The organism is Demequina activiva (assembly GCF_016862815.1).
Lineage (GTDB): Bacteria > Actinomycetota > Actinomycetes > Actinomycetales > Demequinaceae > Demequina > Demequina activiva.
This window is the reverse complement of record NZ_BONR01000002.1, coordinates 34,404-60,773: the sequence shown is the minus strand read 5'-3', so window position 1 is coordinate 60,773 and position 26,370 is coordinate 34,404. Positions and strand designations below refer to the sequence as shown.

At 70.8% G+C, this 26,370-nt stretch carries 26 protein-coding genes; 10 read left to right on the top strand and 16 right to left on the bottom strand.

Translation table 11 applies throughout. The annotated features are described in order from the left end of the window. Window positions 1–28: 28 nt before the first annotated feature. From miaB to pgsA, 8 genes are all read right to left on the bottom strand, one after another. Window positions 29–1,570 (bottom strand): tRNA (N6-isopentenyl adenosine(37)-C2)-methylthiotransferase MiaB, encoded by a 1,542-nt coding sequence (gene miaB / locus Dac01nite_RS05025; protein ID WP_203653826.1) that lies wholly within the window; start codon window positions 1,568–1,570, stop codon window positions 29–31. A gap of 2 nt (window positions 1,571–1,572) precedes the next feature. Beyond that, the gene (gene rny, locus Dac01nite_RS05020) at window positions 1,573–3,033 is read right to left on the bottom strand and encodes a ribonuclease Y (protein ID WP_203653825.1); all 1,461 of its coding nucleotides are present in this window, start codon (window positions 3,031–3,033) and stop codon (window positions 1,573–1,575) included. A 27-nt stretch (window positions 3,034–3,060) separates the two neighbouring features. Continuing rightward, window positions 3,061–3,579: a regulatory protein RecX gene (locus Dac01nite_RS05015; protein ID WP_203653824.1), complete on the bottom strand. Its 519-nt coding sequence runs from the start codon at window positions 3,577–3,579 to the stop codon at window positions 3,061–3,063. Further along, window positions 3,579–4,685, bottom strand: coding sequence for a recombinase RecA (recA, locus tag Dac01nite_RS05010; RefSeq protein WP_203653823.1), 1,107 nt, complete (start codon window positions 4,683–4,685; stop codon window positions 3,579–3,581). Before recA ends, Dac01nite_RS05015 begins: the two co-directional genes overlap by 1 nt. Before the next feature lie 222 nt (window positions 4,686–4,907). Next, window positions 4,908–5,141, bottom strand: coding sequence for a DUF3046 domain-containing protein (locus tag Dac01nite_RS05005; protein WP_203653822.1), 234 nt, complete (start codon window positions 5,139–5,141; stop codon window positions 4,908–4,910). Continuing rightward, window positions 5,141–5,449: a helix-turn-helix domain-containing protein gene (locus tag Dac01nite_RS05000; RefSeq protein ID WP_203653821.1), complete on the bottom strand. Its 309-nt coding sequence runs from the start codon at window positions 5,447–5,449 to the stop codon at window positions 5,141–5,143. The genes Dac01nite_RS05005 and Dac01nite_RS05000 overlap by 1 nt, the downstream gene beginning before the upstream one ends. 101 nt (window positions 5,450–5,550) lie before the next feature. Further along, on the bottom strand, window positions 5,551–6,063 hold the full coding sequence (locus Dac01nite_RS04995; RefSeq protein WP_203653820.1) for a CinA family protein: 513 nt from the start codon (window positions 6,061–6,063) through the stop codon (window positions 5,551–5,553). Continuing rightward, a complete protein-coding gene (pgsA, locus tag Dac01nite_RS04990) occupies window positions 6,050–6,655 on the bottom strand; it encodes a CDP-diacylglycerol--glycerol-3-phosphate 3-phosphatidyltransferase (RefSeq protein ID WP_203653819.1) in 606 nt (201 codons plus the stop codon). The genes Dac01nite_RS04995 and pgsA overlap by 14 nt, the downstream gene beginning before the upstream one ends. 55 nt (window positions 6,656–6,710) lie before the next feature. Here pgsA and Dac01nite_RS04985 point away from each other — a divergent pair, with 55 nt between their 5' ends. After that, window positions 6,711–8,060: a CapA family protein gene (locus tag Dac01nite_RS04985; protein ID WP_203653818.1), complete on the top strand. Its 1,350-nt coding sequence runs from the start codon at window positions 6,711–6,713 to the stop codon at window positions 8,058–8,060. 48 nt (window positions 8,061–8,108) lie between these two features. On the opposite strand, the gene Dac01nite_RS04980 is transcribed toward Dac01nite_RS04985, so the two are convergent. The 6 genes from Dac01nite_RS04980 to Dac01nite_RS04955 form a co-directional block, all read right to left on the bottom strand. Continuing rightward, window positions 8,109–10,382 (bottom strand): putative bifunctional diguanylate cyclase/phosphodiesterase, encoded by a 2,274-nt coding sequence (locus tag Dac01nite_RS04980; RefSeq protein WP_203653817.1) that lies wholly within the window; start codon window positions 10,380–10,382, stop codon window positions 8,109–8,111. Further along, window positions 10,367–13,003 (bottom strand): FtsK/SpoIIIE family DNA translocase, encoded by a 2,637-nt coding sequence (locus Dac01nite_RS04975; RefSeq protein ID WP_203653816.1) that lies wholly within the window; start codon window positions 13,001–13,003, stop codon window positions 10,367–10,369. The genes Dac01nite_RS04980 and Dac01nite_RS04975 overlap by 16 nt, the downstream gene beginning before the upstream one ends. Window positions 13,004–13,073: 70 nt before the next feature. Beyond that, window positions 13,074–14,756 (bottom strand): ribonuclease J, encoded by a 1,683-nt coding sequence (locus tag Dac01nite_RS04970; RefSeq protein WP_275404519.1) that lies wholly within the window; start codon window positions 14,754–14,756, stop codon window positions 13,074–13,076. A 7-nt stretch (window positions 14,757–14,763) separates the two neighbouring features. After that, the gene (dapA, locus tag Dac01nite_RS04965; protein WP_308438277.1) at window positions 14,764–15,660 is read right to left on the bottom strand and encodes a 4-hydroxy-tetrahydrodipicolinate synthase; all 897 of its coding nucleotides are present in this window, start codon (window positions 15,658–15,660) and stop codon (window positions 14,764–14,766) included. Window positions 15,661–15,856: 196 nt separating this feature from the next. Next, complete coding sequence (locus tag Dac01nite_RS04960; RefSeq protein WP_203653814.1) at window positions 15,857–16,195, bottom strand: cupin domain-containing protein; 339 nt, start codon at window positions 16,193–16,195, stop codon at window positions 15,857–15,859. 47 nt (window positions 16,196–16,242) lie between these two features. Further along, window positions 16,243–18,114 (bottom strand): alkyl/aryl-sulfatase, encoded by a 1,872-nt coding sequence (locus tag Dac01nite_RS04955; protein WP_203653813.1) that lies wholly within the window; start codon window positions 18,112–18,114, stop codon window positions 16,243–16,245. A gap of 132 nt (window positions 18,115–18,246) precedes the next feature. On the opposite strand from Dac01nite_RS04955, the gene Dac01nite_RS04950 reads away from it, so the two are divergent. Both Dac01nite_RS04950 and Dac01nite_RS04945 read left to right on the top strand, forming a co-directional pair. After that, entirely contained in the window at window positions 18,247–19,947 is a 1,701-nt protein-coding gene (locus Dac01nite_RS04950; RefSeq protein WP_203653812.1) for a SulP family inorganic anion transporter, read from the top strand. Beyond that, entirely contained in the window at window positions 19,948–20,622 is a 675-nt protein-coding gene (locus tag Dac01nite_RS04945; RefSeq protein WP_203653811.1) for a GAP family protein, read from the top strand. Here Dac01nite_RS04945 and Dac01nite_RS04940 read toward each other — a convergent pair. Beyond that, window positions 20,619–21,173, bottom strand: a complete 555-nt coding sequence (locus tag Dac01nite_RS04940) for a hypothetical protein (RefSeq protein ID WP_203655294.1) — start codon at window positions 21,171–21,173, stop codon at window positions 20,619–20,621. The genes Dac01nite_RS04945 and Dac01nite_RS04940 overlap by 4 nt on opposite strands. Before the next feature lie 97 nt (window positions 21,174–21,270). Between Dac01nite_RS04940 and Dac01nite_RS04935 the strand changes: the two genes are divergently transcribed. The 6 genes from Dac01nite_RS04935 to Dac01nite_RS04910 all read left to right on the top strand — a co-directional run bounded on the left by Dac01nite_RS04935 (window position 21,271) and on the right by Dac01nite_RS04910 (window position 25,035). Next, on the top strand, window positions 21,271–22,080 hold the full coding sequence (locus Dac01nite_RS04935; protein WP_203655162.1) for a thymidylate synthase: 810 nt from the start codon (window positions 21,271–21,273) through the stop codon (window positions 22,078–22,080). A 10-nt stretch (window positions 22,081–22,090) separates the two neighbouring features. Then, the gene (locus Dac01nite_RS04930) at window positions 22,091–22,606 is read left to right on the top strand and encodes a dihydrofolate reductase (RefSeq protein ID WP_203653810.1); all 516 of its coding nucleotides are present in this window, start codon (window positions 22,091–22,093) and stop codon (window positions 22,604–22,606) included. Between the two features lie 144 nt (window positions 22,607–22,750). Further along, the gene (locus tag Dac01nite_RS04925; protein WP_203653809.1) at window positions 22,751–23,374 is read left to right on the top strand and encodes a GNAT family N-acetyltransferase; all 624 of its coding nucleotides are present in this window, start codon (window positions 22,751–22,753) and stop codon (window positions 23,372–23,374) included. Continuing rightward, complete coding sequence (locus Dac01nite_RS04920; RefSeq protein ID WP_203653808.1) at window positions 23,362–23,958, top strand: GNAT family N-acetyltransferase; 597 nt, start codon at window positions 23,362–23,364, stop codon at window positions 23,956–23,958. Before Dac01nite_RS04925 ends, Dac01nite_RS04920 begins: the two co-directional genes overlap by 13 nt. Window positions 23,959–24,025: 67 nt before the next feature. After that, on the top strand, window positions 24,026–24,715 hold the full coding sequence (locus Dac01nite_RS04915) for an AzlC family ABC transporter permease (RefSeq protein ID WP_239066524.1): 690 nt from the start codon (window positions 24,026–24,028) through the stop codon (window positions 24,713–24,715). Further along, window positions 24,712–25,035, top strand: coding sequence for an AzlD domain-containing protein (locus Dac01nite_RS04910; RefSeq protein WP_239066523.1), 324 nt, complete (start codon window positions 24,712–24,714; stop codon window positions 25,033–25,035). Before Dac01nite_RS04915 ends, Dac01nite_RS04910 begins: the two co-directional genes overlap by 4 nt. A gap of 4 nt (window positions 25,036–25,039) precedes the next feature. Here Dac01nite_RS04910 and Dac01nite_RS04905 read toward each other — a convergent pair whose 3' ends face one another. After that, on the bottom strand, window positions 25,040–25,807 hold the full coding sequence (locus Dac01nite_RS04905) for a ZIP family metal transporter (RefSeq protein ID WP_203653806.1): 768 nt from the start codon (window positions 25,805–25,807) through the stop codon (window positions 25,040–25,042). A gap of 41 nt (window positions 25,808–25,848) precedes the next feature. On the opposite strand from Dac01nite_RS04905, the gene Dac01nite_RS04900 reads away from it, so the two are divergent. Continuing rightward, a complete protein-coding gene (locus Dac01nite_RS04900; protein WP_203653805.1) occupies window positions 25,849–26,343 on the top strand; it encodes a GNAT family N-acetyltransferase in 495 nt (164 codons plus the stop codon). The last annotated feature ends 27 nt before the right edge of the window (window positions 26,344–26,370 follow it).

Here is a 26,370-nt window from a genome sequence, read left to right as displayed (position 1 = left end):
GCGGGGCCCCAGCGCGCTCACACGTGCCTCAGGCGCCGGCGGAACGCAGCGATGGCATACCAAGGCCCACGGGACCGCTGGACGCCCCTGCGCCCGTGCCGCAGGACGAGCCGCAGCCGCCGGAGCCGTGGTCGTGCTCCCCGGCCTGCACGCTGTCCCACGCGTCGCCCGCGCGGGTGCGCCGCACGGAGTAGGGGCCGCCCGCCAGGCCGCTGTCCGCGATGAGGTGGTGCGGGGCGGCGTGGGTGACCTGGACGGTCACCATGTCTCCCGGCCGCGGCGCGTCGGAGCCGTCAGGGACCGTGAAGTGCACCAGGCGGTTGTCGGGCGCGCGGCCGGACAGGCGCGAGCGCTCGGCGTCCTTGCGGCCGCCCGTGTCCTTCCCGGCGCTGTCGAGCACCATGAGCTCGACGTCGCGCCCCACGATCCCGACGTTCTCCGCGAGCGACACACGCTCCTGGAGAGCGTGCAGGCGCTGGTAGCGCGCCTTCATCACCTCCGCCGGAATCTCCGGAAGCTCGTAGGACGGCGTGCCGGGGCGCGGGGAGTACTGGAAGGTGAACACGCTCGAGAAGCGCGACGCCTCGACCACCCGGAGCGTGTCCTCGAAGTCCTGGTCCGTCTCGCCCGGGAAGCCCACGATCACATCGGAGGTGATGGCGGCATCGGGCATCGCTGCCCGCACCGTGTCGAGGATCCCCAGGAACCTCGCCGAGCGGTAGGAGCGGCGCATCGCGCGCAGCACCGAGTCGGAGCCGGACTGGAGCGGCATGTGCAGGCTGGGCATCACGTTGGGGGTCTGCGCCATCGCGTCGATGACGTCGTCCGTGAACGCGGCCGGGTGCGGCGACGTGAAGCGCACGCGCTCCAGTCCGTCGATCTCGCCGCATGCGCGCAGCAGCTTCGCGAATGCACCGCGGTCGCCGAACTCGACGCCGTACGAGTTGACGTTCTGACCCAGCAGGGTGATCTCGACCACGCCCTGGGACACCAGCGCCTCGATCTCCGCGAGGATCTCGCCCGGACGGCGGTCGCGCTCCTTGCCGCGCAGGCTGGGCACGATGCAGAACGTGCAGGTGTTGTTGCAGCCCACGGAGATGGACACCCACGCGCTCGCGATCGCGTCGCGGCGGCTGGGAAGGGTGGAGGGGAAGACCTGCAGCGACTCCTCGATCTCGACCTGCGCCTGGGCGTTGTGGCGCGCCCGGTCCAGCAGCGCTGGCAGCACGTCGAGGTTGTGCGTGCCGAACACCACATCGACCCACGGCGCCCTCTCGACGATCTCGCCGCGGTCCTTCTGCGCGAGGCAGCCGCCCACAGCGATCTGCATGCCGGGTCGCTGCGCCTTGATCGAGGCCAGCTGCCCCAGGTTGCCGTAGAGACGCGTGGCGGCGTTCTCGCGCACGGCACAGGTGTTGATGACCACCACATCGGCCGCTTCGGCGCCCGCGGGAGCTGACGTGTAGCCGGCGCCTTCGAGCAGCCCGGCCATGTGCTCCGAGTCGTGGACGTTCATCTGGCACCCGAGCGTCCTGACGAGGTACGTGGGTGCGAGTGCGGTCTGTGTCATGCCTACCCTGCGACGGATTCGGCCCGCAGCTCGCGGATCACCGTCACCTTGATCTCTCCAGCAAAGGAGAAGTCCTTGCTGATGTGCTCAGCAATTGTACGCGCCAGCTCGCGCGCGCCCTCGTCGTCCACAACGTCGGGCTCGACCACCACGCGCACCTCGCGTCCCGCGGCCATGGCGAGCACCTTCTCGACCCCATCGTGGGAGGCGACGATGCGCTCGAGTCCCTCCATGCGCTCCACGTAGCCGTCCGCGTCCTCCCGACGAGCACCAGGACGCGAGGCGGAGATCGCATCCGCGACCTGCACGATCACTGCCTCAAGGGAGTCCTGCGGCACCTCGTCGTGGTGCGCCGCGATCGCGTTGACGACCTCGGGGGCCTCGCCGTGCTCGGCGGCCAGGGCGGCGCCGATGGCGGCGTGCGTTCCCTCGCGCTCGTGGGTGAACGCCTTGCCGATGTCGTGGAGGAAGGCTCCACGCCGCGCGAGCTCGACGTCCGCGCCGATCTCCGCCGCGATGTCCGCGGCGAGCTGCGCGGTCTCCACCAGGTGAGCGAGCACGTTCTGTCCGTACGAGGTGCGCAAGCGCAGGCGGCCCAGGATGGCGACCAGATCCTGCGCGATGCCCAGGACTCCGGCTGCCTCGATTGCGTCGAGTCCGGCATCGACGTGCCGCTGCTCGGCGTCCTCGACCGCGCGCGCGTACGCCGCCTCGACGCGCTGGGGCTGGATGCGACCGTCCTCGATGAGGTCGCGCAGGGTGACCTCTGCGATCTCGCGACGCTCGACGTCGAAGGACGAGAGCTGCACCGCGTTGACGCCCTCCTCGACCATTACGTTCACACCTGTGAGCGCCTCGAAGGCACGGATGTTGCGTCCCTCGCGACCGATGATGCGGCCCTTCATCTCCTCGCTGGGAAGAGTGATCCAGGTGCTGGCGGTCTCGGTCACCACCTCGCTGGTCTGGCGCTGCATGGCCGTCACCAGGACGGAGCGGGCCCGCGCCTCGGCCGTGGCCTTCGTGGAGCGCTCGATGCGACGCACGTCCATGCGTGCACGCTCGCGCGCGAGGTCGATCTGCTCGTTGATGAGGCGTTCGCGGGCCTCCTCCTGGGTGAGCTGGGCGATCTCGGCCAGCGCGGCCTGCTCGCGCGACGTGAGCTCCTGGCGCTGGGCGACCACGCGCTTCTCGTCGCGCGCCACCACTGCGGCGCGCTCGTCGAGGCTGCGGGAGAACTTCTGCGCGGCCCGCAGATCTGCGGCGAGCTCCTTCTCGCGCTGCGCGACGCGCTCCTCGCGGCGCTGCGCCTCGGAGAGCAGGTCGCGGGCCTCTTCACGGATGCCCTGCGTCTCGTTGCTTGTGTCGCGCCGAATCTCTGCCGCCTCACGGCGAGCGAAGTGCACCACGAGCACGGAGGCGAGCAGCAGGAGAAGGGTCGCCACGGTGGCGATCAGCTGGGGCACTGGGCACCCTCCTCGTCTCAGGACATGCTACGTATCCGCTCTATCGGCACGTTGCAGCTCTTTCACAACCCCGAAGGCGAGATCAGGCGAGTATCCCTTGCGGCCCAGCATTCCGACCACTCGGCGCACCTTGACCTGATCGTCGTGGCCGTTCAAGGAGCTCCAACGCTTGGCGGCCAGCGAGCGTGCCGCCTCCCATTCGTCGTCCACGGAGATCTGGTCCAGGGCGGTACCGATGTCATCGCTCGAGAAGCCCTTGCGACGGAGCTCCTGATCGATCGCGCGACGGGACTTGCCCCGTTCCTGATGTCGCGTCCGCGCGATGGATGCGGCGAGCGCGGTGTCGTCGAGAAGGTCCACCTCGCGGAAGCGGGCGATGATCTCGTCCGCGATCGCCGGGTCGACGTCGCGGGAGATCAGGCCGTCGCGCAACTGCTCCTCCGACTTCGAGGAGTGGGTGAGCAGGCGCAGCGCGATCTCCCGCGCGCGCTCGGCCGGGTCCGCTGGTGTCGTGGGTGCGGAGTCTGGCCGAGCGCGCGGGGACATCAGAAGGTCGCGCGCTCCTTGGCGGCTGCGGCCTTGGTCGCCGCCTTGGACTCAGCCTTGGCCTCGTCCTCAGCTGCGATCGCGGGCGACTGGTCGCCCTCGTCGGCGGACACCCCGATGCCGAGCTTGGCCTTGAGCTTGGTCTCGATCTCCGTGGCGAGCTCAGGGTTGTCCTTGAGGAAGCTGCGAGCATTCTCCTTGCCCTGCCCCAGCTGGTCGCCCTCGTACGTGTACCACGCACCCGACTTCTTCACGAAGCCGTGCTCGACTCCCAGGTCGATGATGCCGCCCTCCTTGGAGATGCCCTGGCCGTAGAGGATGTCGAACTCGGCCTGCTTGAACGGCGGCGCCATCTTGTTCTTGACGACCTTGATGCGGGTGCGGTTGCCGACGGGCTCGGTGCCCTCCTTGAGGGTCTCGATGCGGCGCACGTCGAGGCGGACCGATGCGTAGAACTTGAGCGCCTTGCCACCCGTGGTGGTCTCCGGCGAGCCGAAGAACACGCCGATCTTCTCGCGCAGCTGGTTGATGAAGATGGCCGTGGTGCCGGTCTGCGAGATGGCGCCGGTGATCTTGCGCAGCGCCTGCGACATCAGGCGGGCCTGGAGACCCACGTGGCTGTCGCCCATCTCACCCTCGATCTCCGCCTTGGGCACCAGTGCCGCAACCGAGTCGATCACGAGCACGTCCACACTGCCCGAGCGGATCAGGATGTCCGCGATCTCGAGCGCCTGCTCACCGGTGTCCGGCTGCGAGATGATCAGGTTGTCGACGTCCACGCCCAACTTCTTGGCGTAGATGGGGTCGAGGGCGTGCTCGGCGTCGATGAACGCCGCGGTGCCGCCCTGCTTCTGCATGTTCGCAACCGCGTGCAGCGCCACGGTGGTCTTTCCTGAGGACTCCGGGCCGTAGATCTCCACCACGCGACCGCGCGGAAGACCGCCGATGCCGAGCGCGATGTCCAGCGCCACCGAGCCCGTGGGGATCGCCGGGACGGCCACCACCTGGCGGTCGCCCATGCGCATCGCCGATCCCTTGCCGAACTGCCTGTCGATCTGTCCGAGTGCTGCCTCGAGCGCCTTCGAGCGGTCTGCCGCCTGTGCCATGTCGTAACCCAATCGTCGGTGGCATTGCTGCCGTGCCTTGTCATTCCATGAACGACGCTATGACGCGCCTCTGACATCGGCCCGACGTGGTCCCCTCCACTGGGGAGGGCCGGCGTCGTGCACCGTCCTGTGGACCAGCGTAATCGAACGCATGTTCGAAGGGAAGCGACACGCGCGCGGCGTGTCGCGCATCGGCCGCCGCGGGCCCATCGCCCAGGGCTGTCAGCGCGGGGGCGGCACCATGCGCTCGCGCTCGCCGCCGTCGCGCTGCGACAGCGGCACGTCCATCTGATCGCACAGCGCGTGCCACACGTCCCGCGGCGGCACGCCGTCATCGAGCGCCGTCACGCATGTGCGGGAGTCGAGGGCGTCGAGCGCCAGGTCGCGCGCGAGGGTACGGGAGTAGGCCTCGCCGAACACGGAGTCCAGCAGGGCCCAGAACTCGCTGTGCCGCACTAGCGCGCGCGGACCTCGCCGAGCAGCTCGGGCACGGTGTCCGGGATCGAGGGCATGACGTCGACGGTCTGCAGCTCCGCGGTCTCGAAGCGGTCGGAGACCTCGCGGAGGATCGCGGACATCGGCACGTCCAGCGCGACGCAGATCGACGCGAGGAGCTCGGAGGAGGCCTCCTTCTGCCCGCGCTCGACCTCGGAGAGATATCCCAGGGACACGCGCGCGCCCGAGGAGATGTCGCGCAGGGTCTTCCCCTGCGTCAGGCGGGCGTCTCGCAGGACGTCGCCGATCTCGTTGCGCAGCACAGGCATGCGGTTCCTCCCCAAGGTGGCGCTGAAGTCTCTCACGTCACGTTTAACGCAGAGTACCCCAGCCCTGTTCCCTGAGTCCACGAGGCTCACCTCTGGAGGATTCAGCGGTCAGCGGAACCGGCCAGACGAGCCGCCAGCAGGTCCAGCGCCGCGTCCACGGCGGCGGCCGTCACGGCACCGCGCTCCCCCGTCAGGCGCACGGTGTGGGACTCGCCACCTGCCGCATCGGCCACCGCCAGGCACACCGTGCCCGGGGAGGCACCGTCGTGCGACTCGGGGCCGGCCGCCCCCGTGGTCGCCACCGCCACGTCAGCGCCCAGCGCTCCTCTCGCGCCCCGCGCCATCTCGAGTGCCGTGGCCTCCGACACCACTCCGGCCGATGCGAGGGTCGCCTCGGCCACCCCCAGCACCGCTGTCTTGACCGCAGGCAGGTACGCCACCACGCCGCCGCGCATCACGTCCGAGGCTCCGGGGATCGCGGTCAGCGCCGCGCTCACCGCGCCGCCCGTGAGCGACTCTGCCGTAGCGATCGACAGCCCCGCTGCTCGCGCGGCCTCGATGACGGCGGCCGCCCGGGCCGCCGTGGTGAGCGGGCGAGGGTCACCGGCGCGCATCCGCGCCCGGCCCCTCCTGTGCACCCACGCCACGCGCGCGAGCCGTACGCCGGTGACGCACTGCCGCCGCGATGCGCCTGGCATAGTCGGCGCCCGTGATCACCGCGACGACCACCGCCGCGACCAGGCACCACCACGCGACGGCGTCGAGCCACGCGGGACCGCCCGGCCACAGGTAGAACGTGATCGCCGCGAGCTGGAGCACCGTCTTGAGCTTCCCGCCCCGCGAGGCGGCGATGACGGTGTCGCCCGCGACCGCGAGCCTGCCCAGGGTCACGCCCACCTCGCGCACCGCCAGGATCGCGAGCGGCCACCACGGCACGCCATCGATCCACACGATGGTCGCGAGGGTGCACAGCACCAACGCCTTGTCCGCGATGGGATCCGCGAGCTTGCCGAAGGACGACACCACCTCCCAGCGCCTCGCGAGGTAGCCGTCGAGATAGTCCGTCGCGGCCGCGACCAGGAAGATCAGCAGGGCCCACCAGCGCCATGCGCCGTCCTCGCCGCCGTCCACCACCAGCAGCCACACCACGATGGGCACGGCGACCAGCCTGGCGGCGGTCAGGAGGTTGGGCAGGGCGGCGCTCACACGCACACACTAGCGGGGGCGGGCGCGGGCCCGGCCCTCCGGGATAATGGTCGCCATGCCATCACGTCCGCCCCTCCATGCCAGCCGCCGGACGCCCGTGATGGCGATCGTCATCGCCGCCGTGCTCGCCGGTATCGCCGTGAGCGTCGCCCTCGTGCTCGCGTCGGGCGCGCCGGATGGAGCAGGCCCGCCCGGCTCCGCCGAGGCCCCCGCGAGCGTCGAGCCCTCGGCTCCGGCCGCACCCACCACGAGCACCTCCCCCGAGCCGCCGCCGCCCAGCCCTGAGCCCACGCCCGACGTGACGTTCACCCTGGTGGCGGGCGGCGACATCCTCACCCACGGTCCCGTGCTCGACTCGGCCCAGCGCCAAGGCGACGGCGCGTACGACTTCGCGCCGCTCATGGCGAACGTGCGGCCGTACGTCGACGGCGCGGACCTGGCGCTGTGCCACCTCGAGGTGCCGGTCGCGCCCGCGGGCACCCAGCCGTCCGGCTACCCGGTGTTCGGCGCGCCCGTCGAGCTCATCACCGCGATCGACGCTGAGGGATGGGACGGCTGCTCGGTGGCCTCGAACCACTCCGTCGACCGTGGTTTCGCTGGACTCGAGGCGACGCTCGACGCGATGGACGACGTGCGCCTGGGCCACACCGGCACCGCCCGCACCGAGGCGGAGGCGGCGTCCACCCAGATGTACACGGTGCGTGAGGGCGGCCGCACCGTCTCCGTCGCGCAGGTCTCCTTCACGTACGGTCTCAACGGCCTGCCCAAGCCGGACGGCAAGCCCTGGGCCGTGGACACCTTCGATGCGGACGCGGCGGACGTGCAGCCCATCCTCGACGCCGCGCAGGCGGCGCGGGACGACGGCGCGGACGTGGTGGTCGCCTCGGTGCACTGCTGCGTCGAGTATCGCGTCGCGCCGTCGCCGGCTCAGCAGAGCATCGTGGACCAGATCGGCGCCTCCGGACTGGTGGACCTGTACATCGGCCACCACGCTCACGTGCCGCAGCCCATCCAGCTCGTGGACGGAGGGCCCTCCGGCCAGGGCATGTGGGCGGCGACCGGGCACGGCAACTACCTGTCGAACCAGGACACGCAGTGCTGCGTCGCGGATGCGAACTCCGGCTATGTGACCACGTCCACCATCACCGTGGACCCCGAGGGCGCCGTCGACGTCAGCGTCGAGTGGACCGCCGTCACCGTCGACCGGCTCGACAACCACACCATGCACGTGCTGCGCAACATCCTCGACACGGGAGCCGGGAACCTCAGCGCGTCCGAGGCACAGGCGCGCTGGCGGCGGGTGGCCGATGCGGTGGGCGACCAGGCGCCCGAGCGCGCATCCGCACCGCAGCCGTTGGCCGACGCGGCGTACAGCGACCTGCGCTGGTGGCACGCGGGGATGTAGAGCCGCCGCAGCGGCCGATGCGAGGGCCGCGCCGCGCGCCTGCCGGCGCTAGAACGTGCGGTCGCCCAGGCTCAACGGGTTGTCGTGCTCCTGCGGCCGCGGGTCGATCAGGCTCGTCGTGAACTGAGGGCTCGACTCGCTGACCGCGCTGGCCGGCTGCGCGACCCCGAACAGCCACCCCTGGCCGTAGCGCCAGCCGCAGCCGGCGAGGAACTCGGCCTGCGCCTCGGTCTCGATGCCCTCCGCGATGGTGGCCAGGCCCAGCTCCCGCGCGAGGGCGCCCAGGGCTCGCGACACGCGTGCGCCGGCGGGGTCCTCCGGGATGCCCGCCACGAACGACATGTCGAGCTTCACGCCTGACACGGGCAGGTCGCGCAGGTACGACAGCGGCGACACGCCCGTGCCGAAGTCGTCGAGCAGGATGGGCACCCCCGCGTTGCGCAGCTCCGTGAGCTCGTGACGGATGCGCGTGTTGGGCGCCACCAGCGAGGCCTCCGTCAGCTCGACCACGAGGCGCTGCGGGCTCAGGTGGTACCGGCCGATCGCGCTGAGCACGCGGTCCGCGAACTCCGAGTCGCCCAGCTGGTCCGCGCTGACGTTGAGCGAGACCCACGTGGTGGGCGACGGCCCGCTCGCCAGGAACTCGGCGGCTTGATCGACCAGCGCGGTGCCCAGGGACACGGACAGGTTCTTGTCCTCGATCAGCGGCAGGAAGCTCGACGGCAGCAGCAGCCCTCGCGTGGGGTGCTGCCAGCGCACCAGCGCCTCGTATCCCACGATCGTGCGCGTCGCGAGCTCCAGGATGGGCTGATAGTGCAGCACCAGCTGCCCGGCCTCGATCGCCCCGGCAAGGTCGGAGGCGAGAGCCGACTGCGCATCGGACGTGGTGCGCATGGACGGCTCGTAGACCTCCGTGCGCGACTTCCCGCTGGACTTCGCGCGGTACATCGCGGCGTCCGCGGCGCTCAGCAGGGTGGGCGCGCCGCCCGAGGTGGTCTCCTCGTCCGCCATCGCGATGCCCACCGATGCGTGCAGCGTGATCTGGTGGCGCTTGACCTGGACGGGGCGCTTGAGGCCCTGGTGGATCGCACCGGCGATGTCGAACAGCGCCTTCGAGCAGTCCGGGTCCTGCACCACGATCACGAACTCGTCGCCGCCGATGCGCGACACGGTGCCGCGGCCGGCCGTCGCGGTGCGCAGCACCCCCGCCACGTGCACCAGGGCGTTGTCGCCCATCGCGTGGCCGAACCGGTCGTTGAGGCCCTTGAAGCCGTCCAGGTCCACCGCGATCACGCCCACGCGCGACTCCGCGTCCGGCTGCTCGAGCACCTTCTGCAGCACGTCCTGCAGCAGCGTGCGGTTCGCCAGGCCCGTGAGCGGGTCGTGCATGGCGCGGTGCGCCATGAGCTCGGAGTGCATGCGGTCGTCGGTCGAGTCGCGCACCTGCACCACGTAGTGGTCGGGCGCGCCGCCGGCGTAGCGGACCAGGCCCACGTCCAGCACGGCCCACACCACGTTGCCGTCCGCCCGCACGTAGCGCTTCTCCACCGTGAAGCGGCTGGAGTGGCCGTCGTAGAGCCGCTGGAGCTGATCGCGCTCGGCGTGCAGGTCCTGCGGGTGGCTCAGGGCGCTGAACGGCGTCGAGCGCAGCGCGGAGACCGTGGAGCCCATCATCTCGGCGAACGCGCGGTTGACCTCCATGAGGCGCCACTCGAGGTCCACGAGCGCCATGCCCACCGGGGCGTTCTCCATGGCCTTGCGGAACTGCGCATCGGACCTGTTGAGAGCCTCCGCCGCCTCGCGCAGTCCTGAGGTGTCCATCATCGTCACGACCGTCACCGGACCGTTGTCCCAGCCGTCGGGAACCACGCGCGACCGCACCTGGATCCAGCGCACGTCCTCCGCGCCACGGCGGCCCGGCACGCCCACGATGCGGGGCTTGTCATCCGTGCGCCCGATCCCGAAGGCCTCGCGCAGCAGGATGGGATGCATCTGGTCGTCCACGGCGCGCAGGTTCAGGCGGGCGATCGGCAGACCCACCGCATCGGCGCGGGTGACGCCCAGGATGTTCGCCGCGACATCGGAGATCAGCGCGAGCTCGTCCGCCTGGGTGACGATGATGACGCCGTCTCTGGCCGAGGACAGGACGGCCTCGAACTGGCTCCGGAGCTGCCGCTCGCGAGCGAGCGTGGCGTCGCGGAGCTTGCGCGCGCGGTACGAGCGCCAGAAGAAGAAGCAGGCGAGGCCGGCGAGAGCGAGGAGCAGCGCAGTGACGGGCACGCCGACGGCGGGCTGCTCGAACAGCTCTACGACCCCTGCCATGTCTCTCCCTCAGCCTCGTCATCGACAGCCGAAGCCTCCACGGTAGCCGGAGACTCGCCTCGCAGAATAGCCAGCGTCGATGCCAATGCGTCAGGAGTGACCAATACCTCACGAGCCTTCGACCCCTGCGACGGGCCCACGATCTCGCGCGTCTCGAGCAGGTCCATGAGGCGACCCGCCTTCGCGAAGCCCATCTTGAGCTTGCGCTGCAGCATCGAGGTCGAGCCCAGCTGCGTGGTGATGACGAGCTCCGCGGCCGCGATCAGATCGTCGAGATCGTCCCCGATGTCCTCCGCCACGACAGCGGAGCCGCCCTGCGGCTGCGTGACGTCGTCGCGGTACTCCGGGTTCGCCTGGTTCTTGACGTGGTCCACCGCGGCATGGATCTCGGACTCGCTCACCCAGGATCCCTGGACGCGCATCGGCTTGGACTCGCCCATGGGCAGGAACAGGGCGTCGCCCTGGCCGATGAGCTTCTCCGCGCCCGGCATGTCGAGCACCACGCGGGAGTCGGCGAGCGAGGAGGTCGCGAACGCCAGGCGCGAGGGCACGTTGGCCTTGATGGTTCCGGTGATGATGTCCACGGACGGACGCTGCGTGGCGAGCACCAGGTGGATGCCGGCGGCACGGGCGAGCTGCGTGATGCGCTGGATCGACTCGTCCACGTCGCGCGGCGCCACCATCATGAGGTCCGCGAGCTCGTCCACGATCACCAGCAGGTACGGATACGTGCGGATCTTGCGCTCGGAGCCCGGCAGCGGCTTGACCTTGCCCGCGCGCACCGCCTTGTTGAAGTCGTCGATGTGCTTGTAGCCGAAGAGCGCGAGGTCGTCGTAGCGGACGTCCATCTCCTTCACCACCCACTCGAGGGCCTGCGCGGCCTTCTTGGGGTCCGTGATGATGGGAGTGATGAGGTGCGGGATGCCCTCGTACATGGTGAGCTCGACACGCTTGGGGTCCACGAGCACCATGCGCACCTCGTCCGGCGTGGCACGCATGAGGATCGACGTGATCATCGAGTTGACGAACGACGACTTTCCGGCGCCCGTCGCACCCGCCACCAGCAGGTGCGGCATCTTCGCGAGGTTGGCGAGCACGAACCCGCCCTCGACGTCCTTGCCCACGCCGATCGCCATCGGATGGTCGTTCTTGGTGGCCGCAGGCGAGCGCAGCACGTCTCCCAGGGACACCGTCTCGCGGTCCACGTTGGGGATCTCGATGCCGATCGCGGACTTGCCGGGGATGGGCGACAGGATGCGCACGTCCGCGCTGGCGACCGCATAGGCGATGTTCTTGGACAGCTGGGTGATCTTCTCGACCTTGACGCCCTGACCCAGCTCGACCTCGTAGCGCGTCACCGTGGGGCCGCGGGTGAATCCCGTGACGGTGGCGTTGACGCCGAAGTCCTCGAGCACGCCCTTGAGCGACTCGACCACCCGGTCGTTGGCCGCGGAACGGGTCTTGTGGGGCGCCCCCTTGGCGAGGACGTCCACGTCCGGAAGCACGTACGGCGTGGAGTTCTCGAGCTCGCCCTGCTCCCCCGTCGGGACGATGCTCGTGGAGGGCGGCGCCGCGCGCTCGCCCGGCGCCGCCACCAGCGCGGCCGTGTCGACGTCCTCGCCGGCGGGCTCGTAGGCGTCGTACGGCGACACCGGTCCCGTCGCCGTGGGCAGCACCTCGGTGGCGCCGGGCGACTCGTCCCACGGCGGGTTGATGATCTCGTCGAAGTCGCTGGGCTCGGTGTCGGAGCGGTCGACGCTCGCGGCGCTTGCGAAGGCCTCGTCCGCTTCGTACGCATCGAGCTCGGCCTGGCGGGCGATCTCGGCGTCCGTCCTGCCGCGGCCCAGCAGGCGGCGCCGATGCTTGGGTGCCTTGGGCCTGGTCTCTCCCGAGCGCTCGAGGGTGCCGTGCTCGGGAAGGTCGAGCGCGTCCTCGTCGGCGACTGGCTCGCCGCGCAGGCGCTGCACCCCACGGCGCGCGTGAGCGATGAGCTCCCGCAGGGGCATGCCGATGATGATCAGCACGGACAGCAGGCCCAGCAGGATCAGCACCACCACGGCCAGCGGCGCGGTCAGCGCCCACGCCAGCGGGGTGCCCACCAGGAAGCCCAGGATGCCGCCCGCGGCCTGGATCGCCTCGAGGCCCTCATCGGGTCCGGGACGGCCGGCGTTGATCTGCAGCAGCCCGTCGATCGTCAGCACGAGCAGCACGGCGCCCAGCGTGATGCGGTGGTTGGCCTCCTCCTCGCCAGGCGCACGGAACAGGCGCACGGCGAACGCCAGCAGCACCAGCGGCATCGCCACCGCGAGCACGCCGAACGTCCCCGCCACCACCCAGTGGATGGCCGTGCCTGCCCACGAGGACAGGCCCCACCACTCGCGCGCGGCGATGAGGATCGCGACGATCACCAGGGTGATCGCCAGGCCATCGCGTCGCACGTCAGGGCTCACCTGCTTGGCGCCGTGGCCGATGCTGCGCACGCCGCCGCCCACGGCATGGGAGGCACCGCGTCCCATCGCGGCGACGCCGCGCAGGACGGCAGGCGGCTGCTTCTTCGCGGGTGCCTTCGAACGCGGGGAGGACGGCTTGGAGCGCGTGCTCGTGGAACGTGACTGAGCCATGCTTCGAGACGCTACCCGCGCATCGGCCGTCCTGGGCGTTGCCACCCCGCGCATCGGCCCGTTTGCGAGGCTACGACTCGATCACGATCGGGATGATCATGGGGCGGCGGCGCAGCTTGGTGCCCACGTAGCGTCCCAGGACGCGGCGCATCACCTGCTGCATCTGGTGCTGATCCGTCGAGCCCTTGCGGGCGGCCTCCTCGAGCGCCTGCTTGATCTGCGGCAGCACGGCGTCGAACACGGAGTCGTCCTCCGCCAGTCCGCGAGCGTGCACCTCCGGCCCCGAGACCACCTTGCCGTTGGAGGAGTCGATGACCGCGAACACGGAGACGAAGCCCTCCTCCGAGAGGATGCGCCTGTCCTTGAGCTCGGTGTCCGTGATCTCGCCCACCGAGGATCCGTCCACGTAGACGTTGTGGGTCTCCACGGCGCCCACCACGCGCGCACGACCGTCCTTGAGGTCCACGACCACGCCGTTCTCCGCGAACATGACGTTCTTCTCCGGCACGCCGGTCTTCATCGCGAGCTTGCCGTTGGCCAGGAGGTGACGCACCTCACCGTGCACCGGCATGACGTTCTTGGGCCGCACGATGTTGTAGCAGTACAGGAGCTCACCGGAGCTCGCGTGACCGGACACGTGGACGCGCGCGCTGCCCTGGTGCACCACGGTCGCGCCCAGGCGCATGAGCCCGTTGATCACGCGGAACACGGCGTTCTCGTTGCCGGGAATCAGGGACGACGCGAGCACCACGGTGTCGCCCGGTCCCACGCGCAGCTTGTGATCCAGCGACGCGATGCGGCTCAGCGCCGCCATGGGCTCGCCCTGCGAGCCCGTGCACATGTACACGACCTTCTCCGGCGGCATGTCGTCCGCCTTGCGGGCATCCACCAGGATGTTGGCCGGCACCTCGAGGTAGCCCATCTCCGCGGCGATGTTCATGTTGCGCACCATCGAGCGGCCCACGAAGGCCACGCGACGTCCGTGCGCGTGCGCGGCGTTGATGACCTGCTGCACGCGGTGGACGTGGCTCGAGAAGCTCGCCACGACCAGCCGCCCGGTCGCATTCGCGAACAGCTGGTCGAGCACCGGCGTGATCTCGACCTCGGACGTCGTGAAGCCGGGTGCCTCCGCGTTGGTGGAGTCCGTCATGAACAGGTCCACGCCGCGCTCGCCCAGCGAGGCGAAGGCGCGCAGGTCCGTGATGCGGCCGTCCAGGGGAAGCTGGTCCATCTTGAAGTCGCCGGTGTGCAGCACCGTGCCGCCGTCCGTGGTGATGAACACCGCGAGCGCGTCAGGGATGGAGTGGTTGACCGCGACGAACTCGAGGCCGAACTTGCCCAGCTGCTCGTGCTGGCCCTCCTTCACCGCGAGGGTGACGGGCTTCATCCTGTGCTCCTTGAGCTTGGCCTCGATGAAGGCCAGCGTGAGCTGGGAGCCCAGGATCGGGATGTCCTGACGCAGGCGCAGCAGGTAGGGCACCGCGCCGATGTGGTCCTCGTGGCCGTGCGTCAGCACGATCGCCTCGATGTCGTCCATCCGGTCCTCGATGTAGCTGAAGTCCGGCAGGATCAGGTCGACGCCCGGCTGGTGGTCCTCGGGGAAGAGCACGCCGCAGTCGACGATCAGCAGGCGGCCGTCGATCTCGAACACCGCCATGTTGCGACCCACCTCCCCCAGGCCGCCCAGGGGGACGATGCGCAGGGTGCCCGGCAGCAGTGGCTTGGGCTCGGTCAGCTCGGGGTGGAAGTTCACGGGTCTCCTAGGTGGTGATGGGTACGCCCGCGGCGCGCAGCGCGGACGCGAGAGCAGCGAGCTCGTCGTCGTCCAGCGGCAGCAGCGGCAGGCGCATGTGGCGGCCGGGGATGACCCCGAGCAGCTCCATGGCGGCCTTGGCGTTGGAGGCGCCAGGACCGTTGAAGATGGCGTCGTGCACGGGCAGCAGCTCCTCGTGGAGGCTGTCCGCACGAGCGGTGTCGCCCGCGTGGTGCGCGGCGATCATGGCGGCGATGCGTGTCCCTGCGACGTGGGCGCTCACCGACACGACTCCCGCCGCACCGGCGCGCAGGAACTCGAGCGTGAGCGGGTCGTCGCCGGAGTACCAGTCCAGGCCGGTGCGGGCGATGCGGTCCTTCGCGGCCCCCACGTCGCCGGTGGCGTCCTTGTTCGCGACGATGTTGCTCACCTCGGCGAGCTCGTCCAGCGAGCCGTCCGTCAGTGCGATCCCGGTGCGCCCGGGGATGTCGTAGAGCATGACCGGCAGGTCCGTCGCACCGGCGATCGCGCTCAGGTGGGCGACCACGCCCTTCTGCGACGGCTTCGAGTAGTAGGGCACCAGAGCCAGGACGGCGTCGACGCCGGCCTCCTGGGCCTGCTGCGCCATCATCACGGCGTGCGCCGTGTCGTTGGATCCGGCCCCCGCGATGAGGGTCGCGCGGTGACCCACCGCATCGACCAGAGCGGCGGTCAGTTCGAGCTTCTCGGGAGCGTGCGTGGTGGGCGCCTCGCCGGTGGTGCCGGAGATCACGAGGCCGTCCGACCCGTGGTCAAGCAGGTGGTTCGCGAGTGCGATGGCACTGTCGACATCGATGGAGCCGTCTGCGTGCATCGGCGTCACCATCGCGGTGAGCACGGTGCCCAGCGGGCGCGATTCGCTCATGGGCATAACCTACCGCGCCCCACCGCCGCCGAAGCCGCTCCCGACGCGGCGACACCACTCCACCACACGGCTGTGACTGATGGGACGGACGAGGCGCCGGAGGCTTCCCCCGGGTCCCATGCGCATCACTCGTCACACGCGTGTGGTGGCCGACTGCGCCCGCACGGCCGATGCGGGGTCGCCTCTCCCCTGCCGTTCACCGCTCGCCGCGGGTCGCCACGGTGAGCAGCACCGCGCAGTCCGTCACCGCCTCGAAGCCGTGACGGGCCGGTGGGATCACGAAGTAGTCGCCCTTGCTGAGTGCGAGCTCTCGCTCGCCCGCACGGAAGGTCACCTCGCCGCGCAGCACCTGGAGCGTGGCCTCCGCCGGAGCGTCGTGCTCGCCCAGCGTGTTGCCGCCGGCGACCGCGATGAGCGTCTGGCGAAGATCATGCCGGTGGTCACCCGCGATCGTCACGGCGTGGCGCCCGCTGTGCTCCTCGTACGCGAGCGCGAGCTGCTCATCCACCAGCGTGTCCAGGTCGACGATGTCCATGGGAGCCTCCACGCCCATTCAATCGCGCATCGGCCGGCCGTGCTCGGTCAGGGGAGGACGATCTCGAAGTTCGGGTCACCGGGCTGCATCACGCTCAGCAGACTCGTCAGCACGGAGGCGTCTCCCTCGAGCTCGATGCCCGGCGACTCCGTGTCTCCTGCGGTGAGTGCGATCAGCCTGGCCTTGGTCAGCGAGGCATGCAGAGCGGCGTCGTCCCCAGGCTCGCGCTCGTGGCCCACCAGCACGCCGTTGCGCAGCGTGACGCGGAATGAGCGTCCCAGGTCCGTGAGCGTGACGTCCGTGACGAGGTCGAGGTCCCAGGCCCGGGGGCCGTCGACCGCGATCGCCATGGCGTCCCAGATCTGCTCGGGGGTCAGCTGCGCGACGATCTCGGGCGCGGCGGTCTGCGTGGGCGTGCCGAAATTCCCCTCGCGCAGCTCCTGCGCTCCGGACAGGAAGAAGTTGCGCCACGTGCCATTCTCCGAGCCGTAGCCCAGCTGCTCGAGCGTGTTCGCGTAGACCTCGCGCGTAGCCGCGTGATCCTTGTCGACGAAGATCGCGTGGTCCAGCAGGGTCGCCGCCCAGCGGAAGTCGCCCTCGTCGAAGGCGCCCTGAGCCATCTCCACGACCCGGTCGATTCCCCCCAGCGCCGCCACATACCGCTCGGCCTGCGCCTGGGGCGGGTGAGGCCACAGGCGCGCCGGGTTGCCGTCGAACCAGCCCATGTACCGCTGGTAGATGGCCTTGACGTTGTGACTCACGGAGCCGTAGTAGCCGTGGGTGCCCCACACCTTCTCGATCGCGGGCGGCAGCTCGATGGCCTCCGCGATCTCCGCGCCGGTCATGCCCTGGTTGAGCATGCGCAAGGTCTGGTCGTGCAGATACTTGTACAGGTCGCGCTGGACGCCGAGGTACTCGACCACGCGCTCGCGGCCCCACGTGGGCCAGTGGTGCGAGCTGAACAGGACCTCGGTGCGATCGCCGAACGCCGCGATGGCCTCCGTGAGATAGCGCGCCCACACGTTCGGGTCGCGCACGAGGGCTCCGCGCAGCGTCAGCAGGTTGTGCAGAGTGTGCGTGACGTTCTCCGCCATGCACAGCGCGCGATACCGAGGCAGGTACAGGTGCATCTCCGCAGGCGCCTCGGTTCCAGGCGCCATCTGGAACTCCATCTCCACGCCGTCGATGGTGTGGGTCTCCCCGGTCTGGGCGACGTCGATGGTCGGAACGATCAGACCGGCGTTGCCCGTGGAGGTGGTCTGGCCCAGGCCCGCGCCCACCTGGCCGTTCGGCCCCTTGTGCAGTCGCGCGCCGTACATGTAGCCCGCGCGGCGCGCCATCGCCGTACCCGCGTAGACGTTCTCGGCGACCGCGTGCTCGACCATTCCCTCGGGGGCGATGATCGCGGCCTCGCCCGCGTCGACCTGCTCCTGCGAGACGACGCCGAACACGCCACCGAAGTGGTCGATGTGCGAGTGCGTGAAGATCACGGCCCTCACCGTCCGCTCGCCGCGGTGCTCGTGGTACAGCCGCATGCCCGCCGCCGCATTCTCCTTGCCGATGAACGGATCGACCACGATCACGCCCTCGTCGCCCTCGATGAGCGACATCACCGACAGGTCGTAGCCGCGCACCTGATAGACGCCCTCGACGACCTCATAGAGGCCGTGCTTCGCGACCAGTTGCGCCTGACGCCAGAGGCTGGGGTGCACCGTGTGAGGCGCCTCGCCCTCCAGGAAGTCGTAGGCGGCGTTGTCCCACACCACGTCGCCGGCCTCGTTGCGGATCCGGGTGTCCTCGAGCGTCCCGAGGAAGCCACGGTCGGCGTCCTCGAAGTCCTGGCGATCCGCGAACGGCATGGTCTCGAGGTGGTGGCGGTGCGCCGCTCGGATGGCCGCGGTGGCGTCATGGTGGGACATGGGTCTCCTCCTGGGGTGCTCGTCTCGCAAGCATGGCCGTTGTGGTCCACCGCTGCAACAGGACAGATCGCCGCAGGCATGAGAGTCCGCTGACGCCCGCCGTGCCGGGGTCCATCTCGCTAGGTTGGCCTCATGGCTCAGGACACCGCGGGCGCGCGACAGCGACGAGGCAGGCTGGGCCGCCCCACCTTCAAGGACGCCGCCTCGGGCTTCGTCACCGGCCTGTTCTCGATCCCCGAGGGCATGGCATACGCCTCGGTGGGAGGTTTCGCGGCGCCGCTGGGACTGTGGTCGGGCGTGGTGCCCACGATCCTGGGATCGATGCTCGCCCGCACGGTCCTCATGGTGACCACGCTGACCTCGGCAATCGTGTTCACGTCGCAGAGCGTCCTGAACGAGGCCGGGCTCGCGCTCGACGACATCGGCGCCATCGCGACCATGACGGTCATGACCGGCCTCGTGATGCTGCTGCTGGGCGTGCTCCGTCTGGGCTCGGTGATGGCCTTCGTCTCCACGGCCGTCATGACGGGCTTCACCACAGGCATCGCGGTCCAGATCCTCGCTGGAGTGGTCGAGGATGCGACGGGCTACGCGCCTACCTCGGACAACACGGTGGGCGAGATCGTCGAGGGCATCGTCAACATCGGCGCGTGGGACGCCACGACGGCGGCCGTCGCGGGCGGGACGGTCGCGATCTGGGCGATCGCGCGCATGTTCCGGCCCCTCGAGAAGTTCGCGACTCTCATCGCGCTCGTGGTGGCGACCGTGGTGACCGTGGTGGCGGCCTTCGACATCGAGATCGTCGAGGACATCGCCCCCATCCCCCGCTCGCTACCACCGTTCACTCTGCCGGACCCGTCCGCGATCCCGCACCTGCTCACCGGTGCCGTCGCCATCGCGCTGGTCGCTCTCGCTCAGGCGGCGGGCATCAGCGCGGCCGTCGCCAATCCCGACGGCTCCCGCGCCGATGCGTCCCAGGACTTCACCGCTCAGGGCATCGCCAACATCGGCGGAGGCTTCTTCGGAGCCCTCCCCACGGGCGGCTCGCTGTCCCGCACGGGCGTCGCCACGAGCGCCGGGGCACAGACGCGATGGGCTGGCATCTTCGCCGGGCTGTCGCTGGGCCTCATCGTGCTCACGGTGGGCCCGTTGGCGGGTGCGATCCCCATGGCCGTGATCGGTGGCCTCATGCTCGTGATCGGCGGCGAGCTCATCCTGGGGCGGCTCGCGGACATCCGCCTGGTCCTGAAGACCTCGGTTCCGTCGACGGTCGCGATGGTGCTGACCTTCGTCGCGACCACGGCCCTCCCGCTGCAGCAGGCGATCTTCATCGGCGCGACCATCTCGATCCTGCTCACCTCCGTGCAGTCGAGCCGCACCGGCCGGCTGATCGAGCTCAAGCGCCGGGAAGACGGCGGCTGGGAGGTGGCCGATGCGCCACGTGCGCTCCCGTCCCACCGCACCACGGTGGTCCACTACAGCGGCGTGGGCTTCTTCGCGGAGGTGGGCCGCCTCGAGCAGGAGTGGCCCGACACCGACGGGGCCACCGATGCGGCGCTCGTGGTGTCGACCCGAGGGTCGCTGGCGATCCCGTCCGCGACCTTCCTGAAGATGCTCGACCGCAAGGCCGAGCGCATGCGCGAGCACGGCGTGGCGCTCGTCATCTGCGGGGTTCCCGACACGCTCCACGACCTGCTCGGGCGCACGGGTGCGCTCGACCGCATCGGCCCCGAGAACGTCTTCGCCGAGACCGAGCGTCTCATGGAGTCCGTCGAGCTCGGCTACGCGCGCGCCGAACAACTGCGTGCGACGTCCACCACCCAGGAGTCCTGAATGAACGGCATCATCGGCGAAGTCCTGCCCCTCGCGCTCGGCGTCGCGATCAGCCCCATCCCGATCATCGCGTCGATCCTGATGCTGCTGTCGCCTCGCGCCCGCGTCACCAGCGTGGGCTTCCTGCTGGGCTGGGTGCTGGGGATCCTGATCGCCACGACCATCTTCACGCTGCTCGCGGGCTCGCTCGGCGGCGACCACGGCGGTTCGAGCCCGGTCGTGGGCATCATCCAGATCGTCCTCGCCGCACTGCTGCTCCTGCTCGCGCTGAAGCAATGGCGGAGCAGGCCGCGCGACGGCGCGGAGCCGACGATGCCGGCCTGGATGTCCGCGATCGACACCTTCACGTTCGCGAAGGCGGCGGGACTGGGCTTCCTGCTGTCAGGGGTGAATCCCAAGAACCTGCTGCTAGCCGCATCGGCCGGTCTGACCATCGGCACTGTCAGCGCAACCTCGCCAAGCTCAGCGGCACCGACGGCGATCGCGGTGTTCACGGTCCTCGCCGCGTCCACCGTCGCCGTGCCGGTGATCGGCTACCTGATCGCGGCGGACCGGCTCCGCGGCCCGCTGGACCGGCTGCGCGACTGGCTGGCGGGCAACAACGCGGTCATCATGACCGTGCTGGTGCTCGTGATCGGCGTGGTGCTGCTGGGGAAGGGCATCGCCCAGTTCTAGCCGCCCAGGGCGGTCAGCGATTCGAGGTCGCCCGCCTCGAGGACGCCGGCGCCGTCGATCAGCAGCGTCGAGTCCCCGGCGGTGAACTCGGGGATCTCCGAGCCGCCGACGGGCGTGGCCGGGAACGTCAGCGTGTCCGCGGTCGCCTCCGGCCGGCCGAGCGTGACCACCACAGAGTGGCTTCCTGCGGCGGAGGTGCCCACCAGGATCGCGCGCGGCGTGGTGTCACCGAACACGTCGTCCCACTCCTGCACGACCTTCGAGATGGGGGCGTCGGTCGCCTGCCGCTCGCCGTCGAACGTGACGCCCACCACGGTGGCGGTGGGATCCGTCAGCACGATCTCGTTGACGCTGGTCTGGGAGCCGCGAGCGCCGATCACCCACACGTCGCCCTCGGCGTCCGGCTGGCTGAGCGCAGCGATGGCCCAGCCTCCGAAGAGCCCCAAGGCGAGAGCCACGATGGTGACGATGGCGATCACCTTCATGCGGCTGGTGTCCGTGCGCGGAGCGCGGGTGGCGTGCTCCGTGCTGTCGCTCTTCTTCTCGCTCACACAACACTCCCCTGATCGACGCTGGTGGCGGTCGCCGCTCCCAGTCTGGCGCATCCGCGAGGTCTCCACCGCATCGGCGCCTCGCGGGCGTAGGGTGATGCCCGTGGACAGCATCGTGACGCCATACGAGGACCTGCTGCGCGACGTGCTCGCGACCGGGACGCGCAAGGAGGACCGCACCGGGACGGGGACGCTGTCCGTGTTCGGCCGCCAGCTGCGCTACGACCTCTCGCAGGGCTTCCCTCTCATCACCACCAAGCGGGTGCACGTGCGCTCGATCGTGGGCGAGCTGCTGTGGTTCCTGCGCGGGGACACGAACGTGCGCTGGCTGCAGGAGCGCGGCATCTCGATCTGGGACGAGTGGGCGGACGATGACGGCGAGCTGGGTCCCGTCTATGGCTACCAGTGGCGCTCGTGGCCCGCCCCGGACGGCTCGCACGTGGACCAGATCGCGAACGTGGTCCAGTCCATCCGCACCAACCCTGACTCGCGCCGGCACATCGTCAGCGCCTGGAACCCGGCGCTCATCGACGACATGGCCTTGCCCCCGTGCCACGCGCTGTTCCAGTTCTACGTCGCGGACGGGCGCCTGAGCTGCCAGCTGTACCAGCGCAGCGCGGACCTGTTCCTGGGCGTGCCGTTCAACATCGCCTCCTACGCGCTGCTCACCCACATGATCGCCGCGCAGACCGATCTCGAGGTGGGCGACTTCGTGTGGACCGGCGGGGACTGCCACATCTACTCGAACCACCTCGAGCAGGTCCAGACGCAGCTGGCGCGCGACCCGTACCCGTACCCCACGCTGACGCTCGCCTCGAAGCCGTCGCTCATGGACTACGACCTCGAGGACGTGGTGTTCGAGAGCTACCAGCACCACCCGGGCATCAAGGCCCCGGTGGCGGTCTGAGCCCCGCTCGATGCTGAGGGCCATCTGGGCGCAGGCCCGTGACGGCGCTGGACGGCCCGTGATCGGATCCGGCGGCGACATGCCCTGGCATCTGCCGGAGGACCTCCAGCACTTCTCGTCGCTGACGCGCGGCGGTGCCGTGGTGATGGGCAGACGCACGTGGGAGTCGTTCCCTGAGCGCTTCCGGCCGCTGCCGGGCCGCGTCAACGTGGTGATCACGTCCGCGCCGTCCCTCGAGGGGGCCGACGCGGTGGTCGCCTCGCTCGACGCGGGTCTCGAGGCCGCGGCGCGGCTCACGCCGGACGGCGAGGTCTGGGTGATCGGCGGCGGTCGCGTGTACGGCGCGGCCCTCGAGGCCGTCGACGGGCTCGAGGTGACGGAGATCGACCTCGTCGTGGACGGCGACACCTTCGCGCCGCAGGTCGATCCTGCCGTGTGGGAGGTCGTCGGCGACTCGGGCTGGCGAGACTCCGCGACGGGCCCGCGTCACCGGTTCCTGAGCTACGCCAGGCGTTCGACCGCCTAGAGGAGCGCGTTCAGCAGCACCCCGCCCGTGGTGCCCAGGATCAGCGCCACGATGGTCACCCCCGCCACGATGCGGACGCGGCGCTGCCGCTTGTCATCGCTCATGATCCGTCACTGTAGCGGCCCCGGCTGGCAGGATGTCCTCATGTACGCCGTGCCGCACCGCGTCGAGACCGAGCGCCTCGTGCTGCGCCGCTACGTCCACGACGACGCCGAGGCGCTGGCCACCCTGATCCCCCGCAACCTCGATCACCTCGGGCAGTACATGGAGTGGACCGCGTTCGAGCCGCAGACGGTGGACCAGCGGCGAGCGTGGATCGCGGAGGTCGCGGCCAAGGCCGATGCCGGCGAGGACTTCACCCTGGGCATCTTCCTCCTCGCCGGCACGCTCGTGGGCGGCACCGGGTTCCACGTGCGCACCGAGCCCGACCGCCTCGCGATCGGCTACTGGATCGACGCCGAGCACGAGGGCAGGGGCCTGGTCACAGAGGCCGTGACCGCGCTGACCCGCGTGGCGCTCGAGCTGACCGGGGCGGACCTCGTCGACATCTCGCACGCGCCGTCCAACGTGCGCAGCGCGGCCATCCCGCAGCGTCTGGGCTTCCACCGGCAGGACGCCACTGGCGAGCAGTGCTTCGACTCCGGATGCCAGGAGCCGTCCGTCACGTGGTTCGCCACGCGTGCGGACCTCGCGCGCCAGCCTCTCGCATCCGCCGTGCGCCCGCGCGCCGTCGACCGGCACGGAGATGAGATCCCATGGCCGCCGTGACCGCCCCGCTCTCCGGGGTGCCCACCCAGGTGCGCACCAGGCGACTGCTGCTGCGCCCCTTCCGCGCTGAGGACGCGGAGAACTTCGATGCCCTGGTGATGTCGAGCATCGACCACCTGCTGCCGTGGGAGCCGTGGGCCGCTCACGAGCCGCATCCCCTGGAGCGACGCCGCCGCGACCTCGCGGACCTGGGAGGCCAGCTCCAGTCCGGCGCCGCGGCGCACTACGCGATCGAGCTGCCGGGCTGCGGCATGCTGCTCGGCAGCGCCGCGCTCGTCACCGGCGCCGCTCCGGACCGGATCGAGATCGGCTACTGGCTGGGAGTCACCCACACCGGCTGCGGCTACGCCACGGAGGCCGCGACGGCATTGACGCACGTCGCGCTGCGCCAGCTGGGCCTGCCGCGACTCGAGCTGTGGGCCGATGCCCGCAACCTCGCGTCGAACGCCGTCGCCCGACGGACGGGCTACCGCCTCGACGGCACTCGCCCGTCCTATCGCGATCACGAGGGTCCGCCGCCCCTCATGAACGTGTGGCTCGCGGACGCCGAGTGGTCGCCACCGCTCGACGCGAAACGCGCCTGACCGGCCCGCCACCCAGGCGCCACCGCCGCGCCATGCGGCACCCCCGCCCCGTGCCAGGATGAGGCCCATGCCGCGCCTGTCCCCCGCCCGCCAGCAGGCGGTCTCGGTGTCCGTCGCGACCGGCGCGTACGCGATCAGCTTCGGCGCACTGTCCATCGCCGCAGGCTTGGATCTGTGGCAGACCATGGCGCTCAGCCTGCTGGTGTTCTCCGGCGGCTCCCAGTTCGCGTTCGTGGGCGTCATCGCCGCCGGCGGGACGGCCGCGGCAGCGGTGGTCACCAGCACGTTCCTGGGGCTGCGCAACGGCTTCTACGGCGTGGGGCTCGCTCCGGCGATGCGGCCGATGCACGGGATGAGGCGCGCGTGGGCCGCGCAGGTCACCATCGACGAGTCCACTGCGGTCGCGCTCGCGCAGCCCGCGGACGATCAGCCCGCACGGCGCGAGGGCTTCTGGTGGACCGGCGTGGGCGTGTTCCTGGCCTGGAACGCGATCACGGTGGTGGGAGCCCTGCTGGGGTCGCGCATCGGCGATCCCGCCCAGTGGGGGCTGGACGCAGCCGCCGCGGCCGCGTTCCTGGGGCTGCTGTGGCCGCGACTGGCCTCCCGCCCAGCGCAGGCGGTGGCCGCCGCATCGGCCGTGCTCGCGCTCGCCCTCACCCCCGTCCTCCCCGCGGGCCTGCCCATCCTCGCCGCGGCCGTGGTCGCGGTCGCGGTCGGGTGGCGTCCGCCTGCGTCCACACAGGAGGTGCCCGAGTGACGCCCTACCTGTGGACGTGGGTCGCGATCGTGGCGGCAGGCGTGCTCGCGTGGGCCACCAAGTTCGCCGGGCATGTGGTGCCCGAGTCCTGGCTGGAGAACCCCCGGGTTCACCGCATCGCGGCCTTCGTCACGGTCGCGCTGCTGGCGGCCCTGTTCGCCGTGCAGGCCTTCACGTCGGGCCCGAGCGTGGTGCTCGACGCCCGCGTCGCCGGCGTCGCGGTCGCGGCGGTGCTGCTGTGGCGGCGTGCACCGTTCATCGTCGTGGTCGCGGCGGCGGCTGCGGTGGCCGCCGGGCTGCGACTGCTGGGCTGGGGCTGACGGGCTAGAGCAGCTCGCCCAGCGCGAAGGCGACCAGGAAGCCCGCGGTGGCGAGAAGCCCCGTGGCCCAGTGGTCCTGCTCGAAGGCCTCGGGGATCATCGCGTTGCACACCATCGCGAGAAGCGCGCCCGCGGCGACGGACTGGATGACGGCGATGGTGGCTCCCGGAGCGCCCTGCAGGAACAGCACGGCGATCACCGTGGCGAGCACCGCCAGCGCCGTGATCCCTGCCCAGAGGCCGAACACGAATCCCGCACCCCTGCCCGAACGCTTGAGGGGCACCGTGCCGGCCAGCCCCTCCGGCACGTTGCTCAGGCCGATGGCCGCGACGATCGCGACCGGGAAGCCGCCGCTGGCGGCCGCGAGCCCGATGACGATCGCCTCTGGAATCCCGTCCAAGAGGGCTCCCACCGCGATGGGCGCCCCACCGCCCGGACTGTCGCCGCCGCGCTTGGCGGTCGCGTTGCGCGACCCCGAGGGCACCTGCGCGGGATGCCGGTGCCGCTGCGCCAGACGCGTCACGAGCGCGTCGCCGCCCACGTACAGCAGCGCGCCACCCGCGAATCCGATCACCACGGGCCACACCCCACCAGCCTCGTGGGCCTCGGTGACGAGCTCGAGCGCGAGCGTCGCGATCAGCACTCCGGCGCCGAACGCCATCACCCCGGCCGTCACCCGCTTCGACACGTCCCACCGCCAGGCGATGGCGGCGCCCACGAGCAGCGCGCCGATGCCCACCAGTGACGCCAGCGCGGCGGTGCCCACGATCATCCCGCCAGGCTATCGGGCCGCCGCCGCGTAGGCTGGTGGCCATGCCCACCGCAGACGTCTCCGCCCGTCCCGCCGTCCCCGGAGACGAGGACGCGATCGCGGACATCCAGCTGGCCGCGTGGCGCGGATTCCTGGGCGACGCGGCGGTCGATGCGGTGCCGCGGGACGAGGTGCTCGCCACCTGGGGTGCGGCGATCCAGTCGCCGCCGTCCCGCGAGCACAAGGTGTTCGTGGCCACAGACGGCCCCCACGTGGTGGGCTTCGCGGCGATGGCCTCAGGCGGCGAGATCGTGGCCCTCGAGGTCGCCCCGGAGCACAGGCGCGCCGGTCACGGCTCGCGACTGCTCGCGGCCTGCGTCGACACGCTCCGCATCCAGGGCGGCACCACGCTGCGGGCATGGGCACTGGAGGGCGACGATGCGCGGGAGGCGTTCCTGACGGGCGCCGGCCTGGGCGAGGGTGGCGTCAGGCGCGGCATGGACGGCCCCGACGGGGAGCTCGCCGAGCGCATGTTCCGCGCGGAGCTCGCGCAGTAGCGGTCCGCGCGCGAGACGTCGCCCGCA

Bases quoted from the DNA above. Each gene is read 5' to 3' on its own strand.
- miaB (WP_203653826.1), bottom strand. From the start codon at position 1,570: ATGACACAGACCGCACTCGCACCCACGTACCTCGTCAGGACGCTCGGG.
- Dac01nite_RS05015 (WP_203653824.1), bottom strand. From the start codon at position 3,579: ATGTCCCCGCGCGCTCGGCCAGACTCCGCACCCACGACACCAGCGGAC.
- recA (WP_203653823.1), bottom strand. From the start codon at position 4,685: ATGGCACAGGCGGCAGACCGCTCGAAGGCGCTCGAGGCAGCACTCGGA.
- Dac01nite_RS05000 (WP_203653821.1), bottom strand. From the start codon at position 5,449: ATGCCTGTGCTGCGCAACGAGATCGGCGACGTCCTGCGAGACGCCCGC.
- Dac01nite_RS04995 (WP_203653820.1), bottom strand. From the start codon at position 6,063: ATGCGCGCCGGTGACCCTCGCCCGCTCACCACGGCGGCCCGGGCGGCC.
- Dac01nite_RS04985 (WP_203653818.1), top strand. From the start codon at position 6,711: ATGCCATCACGTCCGCCCCTCCATGCCAGCCGCCGGACGCCCGTGATG.
- Dac01nite_RS04980 (WP_203653817.1), bottom strand. From the start codon at position 10,382: ATGGCAGGGGTCGTAGAGCTGTTCGAGCAGCCCGCCGTCGGCGTGCCC.
- Dac01nite_RS04975 (WP_203653816.1), bottom strand. From the start codon at position 13,003: ATGGCTCAGTCACGTTCCACGAGCACGCGCTCCAAGCCGTCCTCCCCG.
- dapA (WP_308438277.1), bottom strand. From the start codon at position 15,660: ATGAGCGAATCGCGCCCGCTGGGCACCGTGCTCACCGCGATGGTGACG.
- Dac01nite_RS04960 (WP_203653814.1), bottom strand. From the start codon at position 16,195: ATGGACATCGTCGACCTGGACACGCTGGTGGATGAGCAGCTCGCGCTC.
- Dac01nite_RS04955 (WP_203653813.1), bottom strand. From the start codon at position 18,114: ATGTCCCACCATGACGCCACCGCGGCCATCCGAGCGGCGCACCGCCAC.
- Dac01nite_RS04950 (WP_203653812.1), top strand. From the start codon at position 18,247: ATGGCTCAGGACACCGCGGGCGCGCGACAGCGACGAGGCAGGCTGGGC.
- Dac01nite_RS04945 (WP_203653811.1), top strand. From the start codon at position 19,948: ATGAACGGCATCATCGGCGAAGTCCTGCCCCTCGCGCTCGGCGTCGCG.
- Dac01nite_RS04935 (WP_203655162.1), top strand. From the start codon at position 21,271: ATGCCCGTGGACAGCATCGTGACGCCATACGAGGACCTGCTGCGCGAC.
- Dac01nite_RS04930 (WP_203653810.1), top strand. From the start codon at position 22,091: ATGCTGAGGGCCATCTGGGCGCAGGCCCGTGACGGCGCTGGACGGCCC.
- Dac01nite_RS04925 (WP_203653809.1), top strand. From the start codon at position 22,751: ATGTACGCCGTGCCGCACCGCGTCGAGACCGAGCGCCTCGTGCTGCGC.
- Dac01nite_RS04920 (WP_203653808.1), top strand. From the start codon at position 23,362: ATGGCCGCCGTGACCGCCCCGCTCTCCGGGGTGCCCACCCAGGTGCGC.
- Dac01nite_RS04915 (WP_239066524.1), top strand. From the start codon at position 24,026: ATGCCGCGCCTGTCCCCCGCCCGCCAGCAGGCGGTCTCGGTGTCCGTC.
- Dac01nite_RS04905 (WP_203653806.1), bottom strand. From the start codon at position 25,807: ATGATCGTGGGCACCGCCGCGCTGGCGTCACTGGTGGGCATCGGCGCG.
- Dac01nite_RS04900 (WP_203653805.1), top strand. From the start codon at position 25,849: ATGCCCACCGCAGACGTCTCCGCCCGTCCCGCCGTCCCCGGAGACGAG.